This is a genomic window from Nitrosopumilus adriaticus (assembly GCF_000956175.1).
Taxonomy (GTDB): Archaea; Thermoproteota; Nitrososphaeria; order Nitrososphaerales; family Nitrosopumilaceae; genus Nitrosopumilus; species Nitrosopumilus adriaticus.
Genome location: NZ_CP011070.1, coordinates 364,221 through 382,909 on the forward strand (window position 1 = coordinate 364,221; position 18,689 = coordinate 382,909).

Sequence of the window (18,689 nt, forward strand, 5' to 3'; positions counted from 1 at the left end):
TTCTTAACTATCTTGAAATATTTGAAATAATGTGTGAACCCTTATTGTAACCTTCATAGATGTATACACCAACTGCCTCTACATTTGATGGCATTTTTGGTGCTAATAATTTTATAATTTCACTTGATAGATTTTCTACAGTAGCTTCGCCTTCTAAAAGATATGTTGTGTTTTTTGGAACTTGTAATTCAAACATTCCTTTAGGACCTTCAAATTGAATTAGAAAATGTGAATCATCTTCTTTCTTGAGATATTTTCTATTGATGAAAAATTTATGATCAAATATGTTTACAACTTCTTTGATAATCTTTTTGGCTTCTCCAAAATCTAACAGAAGATTATCTTTCATCTGTCCTACAAGCTCTACCATTACAGAAGATGTATGTCCATGTAAAATGGAACACTTTTCAACTAAAGGAAGAATGTGTGCATAATCAAATGAGAATGATGCATCTTCTAAAAATATTGAACCTGTTTGTGGTGTTTTGTCATAAAATACAACATCTTGTAATTCTTTGATCTGTGCAACATATTTTGCATGTCCTATTGCCATTACTTTATCTTGAGGGAAATCTTGCTTGATTTGTTTGTATTTTTCAATATCTTCATCATTATCAATTACTTCGATTAATCCTTTTTCTGTTTTAAAATCTACATTTACCTCATTTCCATTTTTCAATGTAATCTTGTGATTGTATTGATATTCTTGTTCAAGAAATGTCAGCATTTGTGCTACTGTCAATTCTGTTCTTGTTTTGAGCAAATTTCCTTTCTTATCGATATATCTAAAATCTGAATCTAGAATTGTTGGACTTGTTGCCATTTGAAGTCATCTGACTTTGGATATAATATAAATTCTGTAATGAATATGCCTAATTCCTCATTTAGAATCATGCCAAAGAATTTAGAATTTTAGCAAGATTAACATCATTTTTTGTAATGCCTCCAGCATCATGAGTTGTCAGTTCTACTGTGATTCTATTGTACACATTAAACCATTCTGGATGGTGATTCATTTTTTCAATCTCCATAGCTGCCCTGGTCATAAAGCCAAAAGCCTGGTTAAAACTTTCAAATTGAAATTCTTTGTGAAGCTTTTCATTCACAACACTCCAACCTGTCAAATCCTTTAATTCTTCCTCAATATCTGCATCAGATAATCTCATCATATTGATAAAGAAATAATGTTAAATTAAAAGATTGATTTATTACATTTCTATGGGAATTCTGTTGTGATTAATTATGGATATCTCAAATGAAAAACTGCTTGAAAATATTAAAAATTCTATTTTAGATACTGTAAAAGAAAAGAAAATTGGAATTGCGTTTTCTGGAGGTGTAGATAGTACATTAATTTCAAAAATTTGCTCAGACATGAATTTCAATATTACTTTATTGACTATTGGATTTCCTAATTCACATGATATTTTGTTTGCAAAACAAGTAAATGAATATCTCAAATACCCTCATCATATATTTGAGATTAATTCTGAGACTTTTCCTGCAATTTCCTCAAAAATAAATGAAAAAATACAAACTGAAAATTTATCTTGGAATGAAAATTGTATTGCATTTTATTATGTTTCTAAACTTGCAAGCAGCTTGGACCTTGATACAGTAATCACAGCCAATGGAATTGATGAATTATTTTGTGGTTATAATGCATATAGAGAAGCATTTTCTGGAGGTGAATCTCATATTCTTGAAGTAATGAAATCTAAATTGGATAATGAATTAAAAATGATGAAGGCGGTTAATCTTATTGCATCTGAATTTGGAGTGAGAATTCTACAGCCTCTTTTGTCTGAAAAATTTATTGAGTATGCAAAAACTATTCCAATATCTGAAAAAATTCATGATTCTGAAGACTTGTATCGTAAACACATTATACGAAAATTAGCTAGTGACATTAACGTTCCAGAACTTTCATGCACAAAACGAAAGAAAGCATTACAATATGGTTCTAAAATTCATAAGGCTTTACTGAAAACTAGATAAATTTTTTTATTGTATTTTGAACAGATTTTTGCACATTTTTAATTATTGCTGAAGATGCACCAAGGTGTTTTTCTGGAGAAAATATTGCACTGATTTCTTTATCAGTCAAGTTTGAAGAGAATGCTTTATCATTTTTGATTGCATCGATGTACTGCATTCCTTTATCATTTGCTTCAAATGCAACTCTTTGAACATCTTTGTATGCTACGAATCTTGGTATGCCTTTTTTGATTAGAGCTTCTAAAACGAATTCTGCAAATATCTGTCCCTTTGTAATGTATAGATTTTCTACAATTCTTTTTTCATTTACCATCAAATTTGAAACAATTCTGGTCATGGTTTCAAGCATTTCATCAACTAAAATCGATACTGTTGGAATCACGAATCTCTCATTAGCTGAATTTGAAAGATCCCGTTCGTGCCATAATGGAATATTTTCAAAGGAAACTGCAACTTGACTTCTTACTAATTTAGATAATGATGATACTCGCTCACTTTTGATTGGGTTTCTTTTAACAGGAACTGCACTACTGCCCATTTGTCCTTTCTTAAATTGTTCAGCTACTTCCCCAATCTCAGTTCTCTGCAAATTTCTAATCTCTATAGCAATCTTTTCTAAAGTGGAACCAATTAATGCCAATTCAAATACATATTCTGCGTATCTTTCTCTTGGAACCACTTGAGTTGTCACTTCTGCAGGAAACAATTTTAATCGTTTTGATGCTCTTTTTTGCACTTCTAATGATTTTGCACCCATCAGTGAGCCAGTACCTACAACACCTAATGTTTTACAAATTAAAATTCTCTTCTTAATCTCCTCTATTCTTTCTACATGCTTTGCCATTTCAGCTGCCCAATTAGCAAATTTTAATCCAAATGATATGATACTTGCATGTTGTCCATGAGTTCTACCAACAGCTGGAATCTTTTCATATTTTACAGCTTTTTTTGCAAGAATTGATGCCATCTTTGCAACTTTGGGTTCAATGATTTGTAATGCATCTCTCATTTGCATTGAGTTACTTGTATCTACTAAATCGTTACTTGTTAATCCATAATGAATCCATGGTCTTGCACTTTTACTACACTTTTCACTTAATGATTCTACAAGAGCTGCAGTATCGTGATCACTTTTAGCTTCTAATTGCTTTATTCTTTTAGCAGTAATTTTACCAGACATTGCTGCTCTGAAGATTTCCTTACCAACACTTTTTGAGATCATTCCTATCTCACTTTGAGACATTGCAGCAGCTCCTTCGATCTCTAATTGATAATCTACTTTTCTCTGCTCACTAAAAATATCCATCATTTCTTTAGTTCCATAACGACCATTATCAATAGGTAAAATTGCCAACATTCTTACTCTTTTTACACAGAAAATAAATCTACTTGTGAAATTTTAATTAATTCTGTCTCGTAACTCGTGACAATCGCATAGACATCCCTTCTGACAATTCATTCTCTTGCAGTCTGAGCACACTTTTTTGTTCCAATATGGGGCAGTATTCATACTAGTATCTCTGCTTTACCTTGAATGTACCTTTCTTTACTTGAAGAAGAATTTTGATCAAATACAACGTCCAAATCCCCATCAAAATATAATACAAAAAACTAACATCTGGCTTATCTGGAATTTCTTTAGGTTCATCCTCTACAGGCATATCAAATGGTGGCATGTATACAATTCCAAGTAAAATTGGAATTCCAACAAGTAAAATAACTGGCATTACCATGACTTTCTAATTATATGGACTATAGTTTGTGTAAATTTTTGCTACAGAATGAAAGTACATGTCTCTGATATCCTCCTCTACACTTACTGCCAACAAATTAACAATGTCTGTTGCAGTTATTATTCCAACTACTTTGTCATCATTTAGAACTGGGAGTTTCCTTACTCTACGCTCAAACATCAAATCAGCTGCATTTCTTACTGATTCATCAGAGTTTATTGATAATAGCGGAGATGACATTATTTGTTTAATGGGTGATGAGATTTCATAAGCGTGTGCTGCAACCTTCACTGCAAAATCTTTGTCTGTTACAATTCCTATTGGGACATTGTTTTCCATAATGATAACTGCCCCCACTTTGGCATCTTCCATCATTTTTGCAGTTTCATTAATTGTCATTGAAGCATCTACAGAAATGACTGATTTTGTCATTACATCTTCAATTGTAATAGTTTTTCCATTTTTCAATTTACTTTACTATGTATTTTGTATATTTTACCGTCCTTTAGAATATCAAACTTGAAAATCATGCTAGATAATCTATATCGGCTTTAAATTGAAATTTGATTAATTTTTAGCATGAATTTCAAAATTAAGAAAATTCTTGTTCCATTAGATGGTTCGCCTAATTCATTTCGCGGTTTTGATGTTGCAATTCAACTTGCTCGGGAATCTCACTCTACAATTACTGGTCTATATGTTCTAGGAATCGTTAAACCTAGACCTAGTGATCCAATTACTCCTTTAGAGAAAATTTTATTAGAACATGCCCAAAAAATTATGAAAAAAGCAAAATTACTTGCAGCTAAAAAAGGAATTCTATTCATTGACAGACTATCTTATGGAGATGATGGAAAAAGAATTGTTGAAGTGGCAGAAAAACAAAATTTTGATCTTATTGTAATTGGTTCAAGGGGAATGGGTGCTGCAAAAGAATTATTCCTTGGAAGTACTTCAAACTATGTACTTCATAAATCAAAGAAACCTGTACTGATAGTGAAATAAACAAAACAGAAGATTTTCTTGGATTCTAAACATCTATTCCTGTTGTCACCCATTCTAGAGCCCTAAGAACTCCTTGATAATACTTCATGGCATCCATTGATTCAGTTTCTACAAGCCTCGTTTCTATTTCTTTTCTGTATTCTTCTATTTCTTTTTCAGTCTTCATGAATAAGTAATTACAAATTAGTAGATTCTTTAATCTTTAGATGTCGAAAGTGACAATTCATGCAATGTAAAGAATCTTTTAACTTCTTGATCTTTTTCGAATAGTTGCTATTTTTTTTGATGATCTAGCTTCTTTTGTTTTTGCATTTGATTTTGCTACTTTGCCTTCAGTTTTGATACTTTTTCCACTTCTTCTGGCAGCTCGAGATGCTTCTGCTCTAATTTTTTGTTCTTCTTTTTGTTTTTCAATTTCTTTATCTGTTAGCTTTTTTCTTACCATATTTGATAAAACTATTTTATCATAGATAAATTAGATGATAAATTTCTTGTTTGGTGATATTCTACAAATTTCTTTTTCTATTCTTCTGATGATTTAAATTGGATTGCAAGGAATTTTTACTAATACTCATGTCATCCTCTGACCCAAAAAAAATCGGCGAAAATCAATATCAAATTGATGCTGATTCTAACCTTGGAATGAAAGTACCTGTGAGAATTTATGCAGATGAGCCATTATTACAAAAAATGTTATCTGATAGAACAATTTTACAAGCACGAAATGTTGCATCAATTCCAGGTATAGTCAGTCATAGCGTTGTTTTGCCTGATGGGCATGAAGGCTATGGTTTTCCCGTAGGTGGTGTCGCAGCAATGGATGCTGAGGAAGGAATGATCAGCCCTGGTGGTGTAGGATATGATATTAATTGTGGTGTGAGATTACTTCGTTCAAATTTAGATGAGAATACAGTTCGTTCTAAACTTAAAGAACTTGTCAATGATCTATTTAGCTCAATTCCTTCCGGAGTTGGTTCTAAAGGGGCAGTAAAACTTAGTCATTCAGAACTTGATGAAGTTTTAGTTAACGGCGTAAACTGGGCAATCGATCATGGATATGGTTCATCAAATGATTCAGATGTTTGCGAAGAAAATGGTCAAATTCAAAATGCTGATCCAAACCAAGTTTCTGATAAAGCAAGAAAGAGAGGTGCACCACAACTTGGAAGCTTGGGTTCTGGAAATCATTTTCTAGAAGTACAAAAGGTTTCAGAGATTCATGATGAAGAAGCTGCAAACAGAATGGGGATTAAAGAAGGAACAATTACTGTTTTAATTCATTGTGGCTCTAGAGGTTTTGGTCATCAAGTGTGTAGTGATTATCTTAGAGTTTCCGAACAAGCAATGCAAAAATATGATATTGATTTACCTGATAGGGAACTTGCATGTGTCCCAAACAATTCTGAAGAGGGTGAATCTTATAGAAAAGCAATGTTTGCTGCATTAAATTTTGCATGGAGTAATAGACAAATACTCACTCATTGGACTAGGAATTCTTTTGAACGTGTTTTCAATCAATCAGAATCTGATCTTGATATGAAATTAGTTTATGACGTTGCTCATAATATCGCAAAAGTAGAAAAACACAAAGTTGATGGTAGCGAAAGAAAATTGGTAGTTCATAGAAAAGGAGCAACAAGAGCATTTCCTGCAAATCGTGATGAAATTCCATCAAAATATCGTGATTTAGGTCAACCTGTTTTGGTTCCTGGCTCAATGGGTACTGCAAGCTGGATTTTACTTGGTAAACCAAATTCAATGAATTTGAGTTTTGGTTCTACTGCCCATGGTGCTGGAAGGACTATGTCTAGATCAAAAGCTAGAAGAAACTATACTGAAAATGATGTAAAAAAATCTCTTAATGATCAGGGGATCTTTATCAAGGCATTAACACGGGATGGGGTTGTCGAAGAAACTCCTCAGGCATACAAAGATGTTGATGCTGTAGTTAATGTTTCTCATAATTTAGGAATAGCCACAAAAGTAGCAAAATTAGTGCCTATTGGTGTGATTAAAGGTTGAGCGAAGAAGATTCTGAACTTGAAAGATTAAAGGCAAAGCGATTAGCCGAAATGCAAAAAAACATTTCCACAAGAAAAGAAATCAAAGAATCTGCTGAACCACAAAAAGAAAAAATTCCTGAAAATCCTCGTGCTTCAGTTGTAAAAATTCTTGGATTTCGTGGATTAGAAGTATTAGAAAATGCTGAATCACAGTTTCCAAATGAAACTAAAATAATTATAGATAAAATATTTGAATTAATCAAAACTGGTGAAATTAATGAAACTCTTGATGGGGGAAAGTTGCTCACTCTGTTTAGATCAGTTGGACTCAATGTTCGTATGGAAACTAAAATTAATGTTGAACAAGACGGAAAATTTGTATCATTAAGTGATAAACTCAGCAAGGACTCATCTGAAAATAGTGATGAAGAATGAGTATTGTATTAGAAGTTGGAACAAAAAATTATGCTGATGATCTACTATCCATTAAAAAATCACTTTCACATATGGAAAGTCTTCTAGGATGTTATAGTGGATATTCTGTAAGTGAGCCATCAACAAAATTTGGATGGACTTTTTTTAAATTATCTTTTAAGCCTGAATTACAAACTGGAATTGAAGAAAAGTTTTCTGACATGATAAAAAAATATCAATGGAGTGATCAAACACAAAAATTTGTTAAATTTATGACAGATTACTTTCTTTCTAGAGGCTGTGATGTTAAAATAAAATTGTCTGATTAGACTCTTCTTCCTCTTTTTCCACCTTTCTTTCTAGTGGTGTCGTGAGGGATAGGTGTTACATCATCAATTCTTCCAATCTTGAATCCGCCTCTTGCCAAAGCTCTGATTGCCGCTTGTGCTCCGGGACCTGGAACTCTAGAACCAACTCCTCCTACTGCACGAACTCTGATGTGAAATCCTGTAAATCCTTTAGTTCTTGCAGATTCTACAACTGCATTTGCAGCTTTCATTGCAGCAAATGGTGATGATTCATATCTGTCAGCATTAACGTGGATTCCACCTGAACTAATTGATACAGTCTCTGCACCAGTAAGATCAGTCATATGAATAATTGTATTATTGTAACTACTGTAAATGTGGGCAATTCCCCATTTGTCAGGTCCTTCTTTTTTTGTCTCTGGTTGAGACTTGGTTTCTACTTTAGCCTCAGTTTCTTCTACTTTAGCTGGTGTTTCTACCACTTCTTCTGAAACTTCTTCAACCTGGGCTTCAATTTCTGACAATGTCTACTCACACCTTAAAGGGTTTAAAAAACATTGATTTTCTAATTTTACCTAAATTTGGTCACTTGACTTCAAAATGCTGATTGTTCATATACTATTTTGAACTGGATTTATTTAATGGCCTCCATTCTTTTCTTGGCAATTGGAATTGCAGTAGCTACTGCTTTGGTGGGGTCTGTAGCATTTCAATCTCTAGCACCTACCAATGATAATGTTTTATCCCCACTTGAAAAAAAATGTCAAGAAATTGCTAATGAGGGATACAGAATTCATTCACTTTATCCGGATTCAAATCCTGAAGATCTTCTAGAAGATGATATGAATAGATTACTGTATCTTGATAATTTATGGATCAAAGATTGTGTTTCTGTACTTCCTGCAGATTCAATTTTTAGTATTGTAAATAATGTGGAGCGTGATTTTTCTTATGGTGAATAATTATCTGAAATGTTTCCATCCCAAGTCTCTAATTCTATTATAATTTCTACCCTCTTTTAGAAATACTCCGTTACCTGATTCTACTTGTCCTATTTCAATAATGGGTGTTTTAAGAAGTCTAGCATTTTTTTTAATTATTTTTTTATATTTTGGCTGTACTGTAAAAACAAATTCGTACTCTTCCCCTCCATGAAAAACCAAAGAAATTAAATCAAGATTATGGGATTTTGCATATTTTTCTAAATCCCTTCTTACAGGTATGTTGTTAATGACGAATTTTTTCTTACTTTGTTTTGACATTTCATTGAGAGTTGTTGATAATCCATCACTTGAATCCATCGATGATGAAAAATATTTTTTATTTTTTAATCCAAAACTAATCTTTGGTTTGGGATTCGTCATTGATTTAATTGATTTTTCAGCAAACTTCCCTTTATCATTACGTTTACCCAGAAGTAAATCTAATCCTATTTTTGTATAGCCAAATGGACCTGTTACAAATACAATATCTCCTATTTTGGAATCTTTTCTAGTAACTATTTTGTTTGAATTACCAAAAATACTTACATTGAAGACTATCTCCTTACCTGAATTAGTATCTCCACCTAAAATTACAATTCCGTATTCTTTAGCCGCTTTTTTGAATCCTTTTGCAATAGATGTGATTTTTGAGTGTGTGATATTATTTGGTAAATTTATTGATATGATTCCAAATTCTGGTCTAACCCCTTTTGAGGCAAAGTCACTTACACAAGCAACAATACTTTTTCTTGCAGCATCTTCTAATTCCATTTTTTTTGGAATGTCTGTACTTTCTACAAGTGTATCTGTTTTAGCAATAATTTTGATTTTTCCTAAATTGAACGTCTCTACATCTTCAGAAACAAATTTTTTATTTCCAAATTCCTTTTGAAAAATTTTGATTATGGTTGATTCATCTAACTTTGTCATAACTTTCTTTCACTATTTCTAAAGTGTCCTTTGTAATTTTTTTACATTTTTCTACATCGTTTGATTCTGCTGAAACCCTAATGATGTCTTCAGTGTTTGATTTCCTAATCAAAACCCAACTATCATCATCAATGATTCCTTTAATTCCGTCTTGCGAATCAACATCTGAATATTCTTTTGAAAATTTATTTTTTATGTCTTCTATTACTTTGTCATGAAAATTAGAATCAATTGTAGTTTTTTCTCTAATCTGGAAAAAACTTTTCATGTAATTTAAAATCTCATCAAAATTTGATGTTCCTAACATGGATGCAATTAATCCGCTGCTAAGAATACCTTCTCTACAATAATTAAACTCGGGCAAAATAAAACCACCACTACTTCCCTCTCCGCCTGCTTGAGCATTTGTTTGAAGCATAAGTTCTATCACATTTGCCTCTCCGACCTTTGATCTTTTAATAGTCCCTCCTTTTTCTTTGATATATTTTTCAATTGATATGCTTGTATCTGCACTTAACACAAATTTTCTGTAACCTAATTCTAGAGATTTTGCAACCCCTAACCCTAATGTTACATCTGGAGTTTGTTTTTCTCCTTTTCTAACCACAACTAAGCGATCTCCATCTAAATCAAATGCAAATCCAATTTCTTTTTTGATTGAGGCTGTTCTTAATTCAGATAATTCATCAGATGTAGGATCTGGGCCTCTAGAACATTGCGAAAGTTCTTCATTTAATACTTCTACCTTACATCCTGATTCTCTTAACAATTCTGGAGCAAATCCTTTTGCAGCTCCCCCACCAATATCTACTACTATGTCTGGATTATTTTGAATTTCACCTATGATTTTTTTTGCATCTTCGATGTATGTTGATGTAATGTTGCATTCAGAACCGATTTTTGATTTTATATTTTCTTGATGTTCCACAATTTTGGGTAATTCCTGTTCGTTAATACCTCTGCCTTCAATAATGAATTTCATTCCATTCCACTCTATTGGATTATGTGAAGACGAGATTACTAACCCTGCCCCAAATCTTCTAGCCTCTCTAAAAACTACTGGAGTTGGTACCGTTCCTAAATTAAATACATCTATGCCATTTTTCATCAATTCTGCACTTGCAACATTTTTCATCATGTCTCCTGATGGCCTAGTGTCTTTCCCAATTACACATTTTTCTGATTTGATTAAACTCGAAAAATTATTACAAAATTCTAATACGTCTTTTAAGTTGAGATCTTCTCCAAATATTCCTCTAACTCCTGAAATAGTTTTCTTCAATTAATCCAACTCGGAAAGGCTTTTTATTAACTCTGATGGATTTATCCAAAAGTGCCTTGGTAGCTCAGCCTGGTAGAGCGAACGCCTCGTAAGCGTTAGGTCGTGGGTTCGTACCCCATCCAGGGCTTTGATTTGTAAAAATTTTAAAATTATTTAGATTTATTATTCATCAAAGGTTTCAATATCGATTTCCAATTCTTTTCCTAAACCTTCCCACCACTCTTTTGTTTGATCTGCCATGCTCCCCTCATAAATTACCTTGAATCGTCCTTTATAGATCTGTCGGTTCAATGATGATTGATCATTTCATAACAATTTCTAAAATATCTTTACTCTTCTTTTTCTTCTTGTTTCCTTTTCATTTTTCTGTAAATAATTATCAACAGTGTACCTCCTGCGCAACCCCAAAATAATTCTGATGTGCCATTTCTTATCCCATATGGTTCGAATAGACCGACAAATCCTAGCGTCATTATTGCTACAAGAACTAATCCTACCATCTCAAGTATTTTTACCATGATTCTCTATCGTCATCATGTGATTTCAAAAAGATATATGGTTTTGTAAATAACTCGATTTATGGATAAATATCTTTTAATAATTTTGATTTTTATGGTTGTGACTATTCCTATAGCATTTGTTGAACCCTCATCCGGCGAATTTCGAGATCCTCCTCTTATTCCCCTATTTTATGCTGCAATTGCAGGAATAATCATTATTTTAGTTTACAGCTCATACAAAGAAAAGAAAGAACGACAGAAAGCTAATGCTAAAAGAAGATCAAGAAAATAGATTTTAAAGTTCTAATCCAAATGATTCGGCAATGCTGGAAAAGTTTGCATAAGATTCCAAATACTGTCTTCCTTTTGGTGTAATTACAAAAGTATTTTTTCCATCAAATTCAATTTTGTTGATTAGTCCTGCACCTGTTAAATTCTGCAAGAATTTTGATAGTCTTGAATGTGATAAATTAGCCTTTGTTAGAAGTGAAGTTGTTTTGATGCCTTCCTGTCCAGACTGTTCAGTAGCAGTAAGCAAGTCTGCAACTATCTGCATACTAGTTCTATAGGAAACCATACGTATGATATTTTCAAACTCAGATATAAGGGTATTACCATACATTCAGATCAGATAAATATGCTCTAGGCTGATCTGTCTGCATTGTCTTCTCAATCTTCAATTCCCTGGTTTGATGACTTTGTAGGTGTTGCCTACCGATATTATGACCTCAGAATGAACGTGGTTCCTTTGTTTACTGATCAAAAAGAATCTGCTTCTATTTGGCATGATACTATTCATTGGTGGGTAGATCCATCTATTAAAATCAGATTTGTAGAAATTGATGATAATTATTGGTTCATCATGGGATCGGATTCCCAAAAACCTGATACCAACTTGTCATTTTTCAAAGTATTGCCAAAGTCTGAAAATTATGAACGATTTAAGAAAGGACATGGCGGAGAAGCATATCTTAGATTAGGAGTGTATACAAAAAAATCTCTTAATGATGTAAAAAAAGATGCCTTGTGTGATTGTACTCATGAGGCACAAGATCATGATGAGAATGATAATGATGAATGTCTTTTCAATAGTTGTGATTGCAAGCAATTTTCTAGTTTTCAAATAAATTTGTTGAAAAGAAAAAAAACTACAACTGACATTAAATTTTTGCAAGAAAAAGATGTAAAAGATGATCCGCTTGCATGGAATTGTCTTAATGCAAACATGTATTCAAAATCAGAAAAACTTTAGTCTAAATGTTTGTTTACTCTTACGTGTTCTCCTGGATAATGCTCATTGATTTTTTTTGAATAGCAATCTCCGCAAATAGAACCTTTGATTCCCCATTCATCCATTGGATTGTAATGAAGTTTAATTTTTTCACTACAAATAGCACATTTTTCTTTTGAAACCAAACTGCTTTTGGTCTTTTTATTCGATATAAAAAACATTCTCGTAGAAATTGATAATCACAATAATTATGTTAAATATCACTGGGTTTTACTAAATTTGGGCAAGATAGTCTGACCAATGTAAACCTCCTGCAAGATTTTTACTTGGTTGGACTTCTGCCTTTAAAATTAAAATAAACTATTTGCTAGTTTTTTTAAAGATACAATTTCGTCATCTTCCTGTCTAATTTTTTTATCAATTACACGCAGCATTGTATCATTCCAAACATGTTGAGAGAAGAAATTGTGCTTGGTGTTTGCCATCTCAATTTCATCATCTACGACTGTATCCTCAAGGAATTTTGTAACAATAATATCTGTTATCTTTAAAATTCTGGAATTTAATTTGAAACTCCGAAAAATAGGCTCTAATTTTCTAATGTCACCTTTGTAGTCTCCTTTTGATTCAAGAATTTTCTTATGCAATATTCTAAAGTATACTGCAACAAAAAATAATGTTGCATATCTTTTTGTTTTATGTCCTCCTTGTTTTCCATACTTTAATGATTTTTTGGCAAATTCTTTGACAAGATATGGGTATAGTAAAAGCCTGTAATCGTCTTTTAGATTGTCATTGAAAATATCATCGTATTTACTTCCTCTTGGAAGAAATTGAGCTGGTGAACTATATGCTTCGGTTGGTCTTTGTTCAATTCCTGCAACTAGTGATTGAATTGCATCTTTTGCAACAATTACTTTTTTATGATTATCTGGAAGATAATTATTGTAAATTAAATCACCTTCGTATTCAGATTGTTTAGATTTTGATTTACTGTCAAAAGAACCTGCTTGAATTTCATAAAAATAACCACAATTTCTCAACTGTGATTTAATTGATTTGTGAAAATCCATTAAAGAAACAAGATCTTTTCCTCTAACTGAATTTTGAGAATTTCTATATTTTGTAATGTTGTTTTGTTCTTGCTCATCATCTGCTTTGATAATAGTGACTGTCATAGAACCGTCCATATTTTTTGTTCTCTTTGAGTGATCAAGAATTGAATTTGATGTTTGAGCCCCGTTAACTATTTGAGGTGCATGCAGTTCAATTAAATTCTCTCCCAACTCTGTAAAGTCACTAACTACAATTGTAATTCCATTATTATAAAAAAAGAATTTGTTTGGATTACTTTGTAATGTTTCTCTTAATCCTTTGTTAACTGTAGTCTTAAACTGCATCCATTGTCTAATGTTTGATTCAAAAACATAATCTCTGCTCTTACTTACAAATTCCGTTAATTCTCGTAATTTTAAAATTCCTAGAATAGTATTTTCATGCCTAAGCATTCTCTCTAGTTTAATTGATGATTTTTTTCCTGCTGCTGGTTTTTTGATTCGATCCCATAATTTTTGAATGATTTTCTCTTCATCAATGATTTCAACCATTTCGTCTTTGTAATCTACTTTCTGATCAGTTACATAACAGCACTTTATCTTTAGATTTTTTTCTTTAATTTTTGAAACAAGCTGAGCCAATTCTGGCCTCATTTTTTTTACGTCTTTTGCTAGTAACCTCTTTGCGTCTTCTTTGAATTTTGCTATTGCTTCTAATGAGTGGGATGTTCCATATTTTGATTGAAATAATCTAATTGTGTTGTCTGAAAAATCCACTGGTAGATATGCGTCTATTCCAAGATCGTTTGCACCATCCACAATTGCATCCGCTGCATCATCTTCAGTGGCCTCGAAAACTCTTGTTAAAACCCATTGAAGAAAATTATTTCCTTTTTCAACCTCACTTTTAGAATTTTCAGCATACTCGTGAATACTCCCTCTGATATTCTCAGCAAATCCTTCTAGTGGAGGACTAGAATTTTTTTGTACTAAAAGTGTATGAGAGCCTGGAATGTACTCCAACAACCCATTTTCGTTTTGCGCCAATCAAAATTTCTGGTATGTTATATATTTAGAGAATTTGGTAATTATGTAATAACTCTGTAGTGGATGTGATATGTTTTGATAAAAAAAATTTCTATTTTGAGCGCAGTCGTAGTAGTTATTATTGTAATTCTAGCATTCTCATTAACAGATAATTCTGATAATAAAAAAACAGACACGGATGATTTGATTGTTCAAGGTGATGTGATAATGCCCACAAAAGTTTCTCGTCCAGGGTGTGAGGTAAAAGACATTTGTTACATTCCGTCTTCATTTGTTACTCAAAAAGGAAAACCTGTTACATGGGTAAACCATGATTCTGCATTTCATAGTGTGACTTCCGGCTTTTATGAAGAGCCTACGGATCTTTTTGATAGTGGTCATTTAGATCCATTTGAATCTTATTCTGTCACCTTTGATGAATCCGGAACATATGATTATTTTTGTACTCTTCATCCATGGATGAAGGGCCAAGTTATTGTAGAATAAGGTACCCGAGGGAGTCGAACCCCCTTGTATAAGCTTTGCAGGCTCACGCATAACCGTTCTGCCAGAGTACCGTTTTAAAAAACACAAAATGAACAATTAAACTCTTTAGATTAGAATTTGTTAAATGGTTTTGAAGCCAACTTTACGTCTTCTCCTTTTACTGTTTTCCTACCTGCATGAGACGCCATATCCACTGCACTTTTTGCAATACTGTCTGCTACCTCTTCAATCACTCTTCTTAATTCATCTGCTGATTCATCACTGACTCTTTCAGCACCAGCTTTTTTCAAAATTCTATACATTGCCGATAATCCAAGTTCCGATGATCTCATGAAATCTATTTTAATTTTTTCCGAAAAAAGATAATGAGTGAAAAAATATCACCAAGGAATCGATTTATACAGACTATTTTAAGAATTGATAAAGAAATGACATGGTATTTTGATTCTCACATACATTTGTCTGATCCTGCATATGTCTCTGATATGGAATTTATTTTAAAAGAAATGGAATATCTGCAAATTAAAGCATGCTGCGTATCTATGGATGTTGAAAATTCATTACAAACTCTAAAGTTAGCAAAAGACAGTAATCTTGTTTTACCCTTTATTGGAATTCATCCAGAATGTGCCAATGATAATCTTGAAAATATGATTACCTTGATAGAAGACAACCATACACATCTTTCGGGAATTGGAGAAATAGGATTAGATCCAACATATGTGAATAATCCTGATGATGCTAAAAGACAACGACATGTTTTTGAAACATTATTGTCATATGGTGAAAAATTTAACAAACCAGTTTCAATACATTCAAGAAAAAGCCTTGATGATGTTTTTGAAATAATGACATCATATAGTACTAAACATGCATTGCTTCACTGGTTTGATGGAAGTAAAAAACAGCTACGAAAAGCAATGGATATGGGATTTTTTGTATCTTATGGCCCTGTACTGGTATATGCAAATGATAAACAAACTTTAGTCTCCCTTACAGATGAATCAAAAATCCTTGTTGAAACTGATGGTCCTGTAAAATTTTCTAGATGCTTTGAAATGAAATCTGGACAAATTACCTTTATCCCTAGTGTGATCTTTTGTGCCTCAAAAATTCTAGGAAAAACGTTTGATGAAATGGCTTTTTCGCTAGAAAAAAATACAAATTCATTCCTTGGAATATAGGTATAAAATACCCCCATTCTTAAATTGGATATTGGATAGAATCAAGCGTCTTTCATACGAGGTTTTAGTAGATCATAAATCTAAATTTGGTGAAGACTTTGTTAATAACAAAAAAGCACTTGATCAAATTTCTATAATCCGTTCTAAAGGTTTGAAAAACGAAATAGCTGGATATATCACAAAATTCATTAAAAAAGAGATTCGAGAAGAAAAATTCAAGCAATCTAGAATTGAATCTTCACGAATTGAAGAACAAAGAAATGAAGAAAATCAAGTAGCAACACCTGAAACTGTTACAGAAGCAACACCTGAAACTGTTACAGAAGCAACACCTGAAACTGTTACAGAAGCAACACCTGAAACTGTTACAGAAGCAACACCTGAAACTGTTACAGAAGCAACACCTGAAACTGTTACAGAAGCAACACCTGAAACTGTTACAGAAGCAACACCTGAAACTGTTACAGAAGCAACACCTGAAACTGTTACAGAAGCAACACCTGAAGAAGAGAAAGCAGAATAGAAAATTAAATATTAATTTTATAATTTACAATTAGATTAGAATGATTACTGTAAAACTAGTAGGTGGTGCTAAAAAATCTTTTTTGACAGAAAACTTACAAATTGACAAATCTGATATCTCTATTAAAGAACTATTGAAACTTTTGTTAGAACTAAAACCTGATGACTCACCCAAATTGGATATTGAAAATATCTTAATTGCGATTAATGGTGTAGATTCATCTGCAATGGATGGTGAATCTACAATAATAAAAAATAATGATCTTGTAAGTATAATACCTGTTATTCATGGAGGTGCATTAAAAAAAATTACTTTCAAGATTTCCTCAAAACAAATTCAAGTAATTGAAATAAAAGGCCAACCATCAATAGATGTAAAATTCATTGATAATTTGAGAAAAAAATACCCCAAAATTCAACTTCAAGCTGTTTCAAGTAGTTTTATTATGAATTCATATCATTTGAAAAAAATACTATCATTGTCTTTTGAATCTAAAAAAAATAATATTTTGCTTTCAAATAAACTTGAAATAGATATTTTGATGCGTTTTGCATTGACGAAGCAAATATCTGACGCAATATTGAAAGTTGGCATAAAACCTAAATCAAATTTTATTCTAATTGCCATTGGAAATAAAAAAATCCTAAATTCATTGTATGAAGATTTGATGCCTTTATCTGTAAATTTATTCGTAAAGAAAAATGATTCTTTTCTTAAAAAATATTTTAAAATTTCTCAAAAACAATTAGATGTTGTTTATTCTAAAAATCCTTTAGAAGATATTTTGATAGAAAAAGCTGCAATTCTAGTCTGACATACTACGCTTAGTTTTTTCAACACTCAGTATATCTGATTTTTTTAATATGGAAACTCCTGTCTTATTTCCTAGTATCTCAATTAAAATAATCTTATCTGGAAATTCTAATGACACTTTGTTTTTTATTTTATCTGCAATTTTTGAAATAATTTCTTGGCTGGATATGTCTGAATTTCTTTTTTCTATTGAAATTCTATATGTCTCATTATCCAAAATCTGATTGGATTTTTCAGCAATTATTTTCTCTATTTCTTCAATATTAGTTTCAACTATGCTCTGAATTGGTATTATTCTTAAGCAATATCTAATACTCCAAGGCTCATCAAGCAGCATTTCTTTCATTTTTTTTACTACATTTACAGGATCTAGTTTTGTTTTGGCAGTCAAAATCCCTGACATGTTGGTAATAATGACATCTGCATCTGAATCGCCAAATTCTTCTAAAATATCCCTTAATTCATCTTCAGTTTCTGGCTCAAGATGTCTAGCACAAGTAATGATTAAATTCATTTCTCTAAAATATCCTCTTTAGTCAAAGAGCCTTCTCGAAGAATATTGATCTTTTCATTTTCTATTTCAATTATAGTTGATTCTGCTTTACTTGTAATTGTTCCTCCATCAACAAAAATATCATAATTTTCTAAATTTCTAAAACATTCATCCGGATTTGTAAACGAAGGATGTCCTGAAATATTTGCACTTGTACCTACTAGAAAGTTACATCCTTTCAATATTTTTAAAGTACATTTATGATTTGGTACTCTTATAGCAATTTTTTCATTTAAGAATAATGATTTCTTTAAATCATTGTCGATTAACTTTAAAATTATTGTAAGTGGCCCTGGCCAAAATTTTGTAACAATTTTTTTTGTAAATTCATCAATAACCACAATTTTTTCTGCTATTTCTGTGGAGTAAGTCAAAATTGGTAATGGTTTAGAAATGTCTCTGGATTTTATATCATAAATTTTTTTTACTGCTTCATTATTGTATGGATTACATCCTATCCCATAAACGGTATCAGTTGGAAAAACCGCAATTCCACCGTGTTTGATAATTTCTAAAGCTTTTTCAATTCCTCCTTGATCACATTTTACTTTCATATCTGATTTTACCTTCTTTGTTTAATTATCATTTACTTTTGAATACATTTTTAATACTATGGTGATTTTTTTGTGAGATATGTCCAC

Annotated in this window: 30 protein-coding genes and 1 tRNA gene; 13 read left to right on the forward strand and 18 right to left on the reverse strand. The window is 31.9% G+C overall.

Annotated elements, in window-relative coordinates:
• Positions 1-7 precede the first annotated feature (7 nt).
• Complete coding sequence (locus NADRNF5_RS02080) at positions 8-823, reverse strand: 6-pyruvoyl trahydropterin synthase family protein (protein WP_048115180.1); 816 nt, start codon at positions 821-823, stop codon at positions 8-10.
• Between the two features lie 67 nt (positions 824-890).
• Positions 891-1,169 carry a 4a-hydroxytetrahydrobiopterin dehydratase gene (locus NADRNF5_RS02085; RefSeq protein ID WP_048115182.1) on the reverse strand — a complete coding sequence of 93 codons (279 nt, stop codon included), beginning with the start codon at positions 1,167-1,169 and terminating at the stop codon, positions 891-893.
• Between the two features lie 73 nt (positions 1,170-1,242).
• Here NADRNF5_RS02085 and NADRNF5_RS02090 point away from each other — a divergent pair, with 73 nt between their 5' ends.
• Positions 1,243-1,998 carry an asparagine synthase C-terminal domain-containing protein gene (locus NADRNF5_RS02090; RefSeq protein ID WP_048115184.1) on the forward strand — a complete coding sequence of 252 codons (756 nt, stop codon included), beginning with the start codon at positions 1,243-1,245 and terminating at the stop codon, positions 1,996-1,998.
• Here the strand turns inward: NADRNF5_RS02090 and purB are convergent.
• The 3 genes from purB to NADRNF5_RS02105 form a co-directional block, all read right to left on the reverse strand.
• Complete coding sequence (gene purB, locus NADRNF5_RS02095; protein ID WP_048118777.1) at positions 1,991-3,352, reverse strand: adenylosuccinate lyase; 1,362 nt, start codon at positions 3,350-3,352, stop codon at positions 1,991-1,993. The genes NADRNF5_RS02090 and purB overlap by 8 nt on opposite strands.
• Positions 3,353-3,509: 157 nt before the next feature.
• A complete protein-coding gene (locus tag NADRNF5_RS02100) occupies positions 3,510-3,731 on the reverse strand; it encodes a hypothetical protein (protein WP_048115187.1) in 222 nt (73 codons plus the stop codon).
• Between the two features lie 6 nt (positions 3,732-3,737).
• A complete protein-coding gene (locus NADRNF5_RS02105) occupies positions 3,738-4,199 on the reverse strand; it encodes a CBS domain-containing protein (RefSeq protein ID WP_082051963.1) in 462 nt (153 codons plus the stop codon).
• 111 nt (positions 4,200-4,310) lie between these two features.
• On the opposite strand from NADRNF5_RS02105, the gene NADRNF5_RS02110 reads away from it, so the two are divergent.
• Complete coding sequence (locus NADRNF5_RS02110; protein ID WP_048115190.1) at positions 4,311-4,736, forward strand: universal stress protein; 426 nt, start codon at positions 4,311-4,313, stop codon at positions 4,734-4,736.
• Positions 4,737-4,761: 25 nt separating this feature from the next.
• On the opposite strand, the gene NADRNF5_RS11240 is transcribed toward NADRNF5_RS02110, so the two are convergent.
• Both NADRNF5_RS11240 and NADRNF5_RS02115 read right to left on the reverse strand, forming a co-directional pair.
• On the reverse strand, positions 4,762-4,902 hold the full coding sequence (locus NADRNF5_RS11240) for a hypothetical protein (RefSeq protein WP_192828341.1): 141 nt from the start codon (positions 4,900-4,902) through the stop codon (positions 4,762-4,764).
• 78 nt (positions 4,903-4,980) lie between these two features.
• Entirely contained in the window at positions 4,981-5,181 is a 201-nt protein-coding gene (locus NADRNF5_RS02115; RefSeq protein WP_048115193.1) for a hypothetical protein, read from the reverse strand.
• A 128-nt stretch (positions 5,182-5,309) separates the two neighbouring features.
• Here NADRNF5_RS02115 and NADRNF5_RS02120 point away from each other — a divergent pair, with 128 nt between their 5' ends.
• From NADRNF5_RS02120 to NADRNF5_RS02130, 3 genes are read left to right on the forward strand one after another with little or no spacing between them, the layout of a single operon-like run.
• The gene (locus NADRNF5_RS02120) at positions 5,310-6,758 is read left to right on the forward strand and encodes an RtcB family protein (protein ID WP_048115195.1); all 1,449 of its coding nucleotides are present in this window, start codon (positions 5,310-5,312) and stop codon (positions 6,756-6,758) included.
• On the forward strand, positions 6,755-7,174 hold the full coding sequence (locus NADRNF5_RS02125) for a DNA-binding protein (RefSeq protein WP_048115197.1): 420 nt from the start codon (positions 6,755-6,757) through the stop codon (positions 7,172-7,174). The genes NADRNF5_RS02120 and NADRNF5_RS02125 overlap by 4 nt, the downstream gene beginning before the upstream one ends.
• Positions 7,171-7,482 (forward strand): hypothetical protein, encoded by a 312-nt coding sequence (locus NADRNF5_RS02130; protein WP_048115199.1) that lies wholly within the window; start codon positions 7,171-7,173, stop codon positions 7,480-7,482. The genes NADRNF5_RS02125 and NADRNF5_RS02130 overlap by 4 nt, the downstream gene beginning before the upstream one ends.
• Here the strand turns inward: NADRNF5_RS02130 and NADRNF5_RS02135 are convergent.
• The gene (locus NADRNF5_RS02135) at positions 7,479-7,985 is read right to left on the reverse strand and encodes a 30S ribosomal protein S11 (RefSeq protein WP_082051964.1); all 507 of its coding nucleotides are present in this window, start codon (positions 7,983-7,985) and stop codon (positions 7,479-7,481) included. The genes NADRNF5_RS02130 and NADRNF5_RS02135 overlap by 4 nt on opposite strands.
• 117 nt (positions 7,986-8,102) lie before the next feature.
• Here NADRNF5_RS02135 and NADRNF5_RS02140 point away from each other — a divergent pair, with 117 nt between their 5' ends.
• Positions 8,103-8,423, forward strand: coding sequence for a hypothetical protein (locus tag NADRNF5_RS02140; protein WP_048118788.1), 321 nt, complete (start codon positions 8,103-8,105; stop codon positions 8,421-8,423).
• On the opposite strand, the gene thiL is transcribed toward NADRNF5_RS02140, so the two are convergent.
• The gene (gene thiL / locus NADRNF5_RS02145; RefSeq protein ID WP_048115202.1) at positions 8,424-9,374 is read right to left on the reverse strand and encodes a thiamine-phosphate kinase; all 951 of its coding nucleotides are present in this window, start codon (positions 9,372-9,374) and stop codon (positions 8,424-8,426) included.
• The gene (locus NADRNF5_RS02150; protein ID WP_048115205.1) at positions 9,358-10,656 is read right to left on the reverse strand and encodes a phosphomannomutase; all 1,299 of its coding nucleotides are present in this window, start codon (positions 10,654-10,656) and stop codon (positions 9,358-9,360) included. The genes thiL and NADRNF5_RS02150 overlap by 17 nt, the downstream gene beginning before the upstream one ends.
• Before the next feature lie 53 nt (positions 10,657-10,709).
• Between NADRNF5_RS02150 and NADRNF5_RS02155 the strand changes: the two genes are divergently transcribed.
• Positions 10,710-10,783, forward strand: a tRNA-Thr gene (locus NADRNF5_RS02155).
• A 35-nt stretch (positions 10,784-10,818) separates the two neighbouring features.
• Here the strand turns inward: NADRNF5_RS02155 and NADRNF5_RS11745 are convergent.
• Both NADRNF5_RS11745 and NADRNF5_RS02160 read right to left on the reverse strand, forming a co-directional pair.
• On the reverse strand, positions 10,819-10,947 hold the full coding sequence (locus NADRNF5_RS11745) for a hypothetical protein (protein WP_257719704.1): 129 nt from the start codon (positions 10,945-10,947) through the stop codon (positions 10,819-10,821).
• Between the two features lie 38 nt (positions 10,948-10,985).
• A complete protein-coding gene (locus tag NADRNF5_RS02160; RefSeq protein ID WP_048115208.1) occupies positions 10,986-11,174 on the reverse strand; it encodes a hypothetical protein in 189 nt (62 codons plus the stop codon).
• Positions 11,175-11,235: 61 nt separating this feature from the next.
• On the opposite strand from NADRNF5_RS02160, the gene NADRNF5_RS02165 reads away from it, so the two are divergent.
• Positions 11,236-11,448: a hypothetical protein gene (locus NADRNF5_RS02165; RefSeq protein WP_048115211.1), complete on the forward strand. Its 213-nt coding sequence runs from the start codon at positions 11,236-11,238 to the stop codon at positions 11,446-11,448.
• Between the two features lie 3 nt (positions 11,449-11,451).
• Here the strand turns inward: NADRNF5_RS02165 and NADRNF5_RS02170 are convergent, their stop codons facing one another.
• Positions 11,452-11,712: a winged helix-turn-helix domain-containing protein gene (locus NADRNF5_RS02170; RefSeq protein WP_048115213.1), complete on the reverse strand. Its 261-nt coding sequence runs from the start codon at positions 11,710-11,712 to the stop codon at positions 11,452-11,454.
• Positions 11,713-11,817: 105 nt separating this feature from the next.
• Here NADRNF5_RS02170 and NADRNF5_RS02175 point away from each other — a divergent pair, with 105 nt between their 5' ends.
• Positions 11,818-12,408, forward strand: coding sequence for a hypothetical protein (locus NADRNF5_RS02175; RefSeq protein WP_048115215.1), 591 nt, complete (start codon positions 11,818-11,820; stop codon positions 12,406-12,408).
• Here NADRNF5_RS02175 and NADRNF5_RS11245 read toward each other — a convergent pair.
• Together NADRNF5_RS11245 and NADRNF5_RS02185 are read right to left on the reverse strand one after the other, a co-directional pair.
• The gene (locus NADRNF5_RS11245) at positions 12,405-12,572 is read right to left on the reverse strand and encodes a hypothetical protein (protein WP_192828342.1); all 168 of its coding nucleotides are present in this window, start codon (positions 12,570-12,572) and stop codon (positions 12,405-12,407) included. The genes NADRNF5_RS02175 and NADRNF5_RS11245 overlap by 4 nt on opposite strands.
• 165 nt (positions 12,573-12,737) lie before the next feature.
• Positions 12,738-14,489 carry an AIPR family protein gene (locus NADRNF5_RS02185; RefSeq protein ID WP_048115220.1) on the reverse strand — a complete coding sequence of 584 codons (1,752 nt, stop codon included), beginning with the start codon at positions 14,487-14,489 and terminating at the stop codon, positions 12,738-12,740.
• A gap of 75 nt (positions 14,490-14,564) precedes the next feature.
• Between NADRNF5_RS02185 and NADRNF5_RS02190 the strand changes: the two genes are divergently transcribed.
• Positions 14,565-14,975 (forward strand): cupredoxin domain-containing protein, encoded by a 411-nt coding sequence (locus NADRNF5_RS02190; RefSeq protein ID WP_048115224.1) that lies wholly within the window; start codon positions 14,565-14,567, stop codon positions 14,973-14,975.
• 110 nt (positions 14,976-15,085) lie between these two features.
• Here the strand turns inward: NADRNF5_RS02190 and NADRNF5_RS02195 are convergent, their stop codons facing one another.
• Positions 15,086-15,307, reverse strand: a complete 222-nt coding sequence (locus NADRNF5_RS02195) for a histone family protein (protein WP_048115227.1) — start codon at positions 15,305-15,307, stop codon at positions 15,086-15,088.
• Between the two features lie 96 nt (positions 15,308-15,403).
• On the opposite strand from NADRNF5_RS02195, the gene NADRNF5_RS02200 reads away from it, so the two are divergent.
• Genes NADRNF5_RS02200 through cgi121 form a run of 3 tightly spaced genes read left to right on the forward strand, consistent with a single transcriptional unit; the run spans position 15,404 to position 17,496 of the window.
• Positions 15,404-16,159 (forward strand): TatD family hydrolase, encoded by a 756-nt coding sequence (locus NADRNF5_RS02200; protein WP_048118790.1) that lies wholly within the window; start codon positions 15,404-15,406, stop codon positions 16,157-16,159.
• Between the two features lie 31 nt (positions 16,160-16,190).
• The gene (locus NADRNF5_RS11530) at positions 16,191-16,682 is read left to right on the forward strand and encodes a hypothetical protein (protein ID WP_082052021.1); all 492 of its coding nucleotides are present in this window, start codon (positions 16,191-16,193) and stop codon (positions 16,680-16,682) included.
• Positions 16,683-16,722: 40 nt separating this feature from the next.
• Positions 16,723-17,496, forward strand: a complete 774-nt coding sequence (gene cgi121, locus NADRNF5_RS02210) for a KEOPS complex subunit Cgi121 (protein WP_048115231.1) — start codon at positions 16,723-16,725, stop codon at positions 17,494-17,496.
• Here cgi121 and NADRNF5_RS02215 read toward each other — a convergent pair.
• Entirely contained in the window at positions 17,488-18,009 is a 522-nt protein-coding gene (locus NADRNF5_RS02215) for a THUMP domain-containing protein (RefSeq protein ID WP_048115234.1), read from the reverse strand. The two genes, cgi121 and NADRNF5_RS02215, sit on opposite strands and share 9 nt — an antisense overlap.
• The gene (locus NADRNF5_RS02220) at positions 18,006-18,602 is read right to left on the reverse strand and encodes an L-threonylcarbamoyladenylate synthase (protein WP_048115237.1); all 597 of its coding nucleotides are present in this window, start codon (positions 18,600-18,602) and stop codon (positions 18,006-18,008) included. Before NADRNF5_RS02220 ends, NADRNF5_RS02215 begins: the two co-directional genes overlap by 4 nt.
• Positions 18,603-18,689 lie beyond the last annotated feature (87 nt).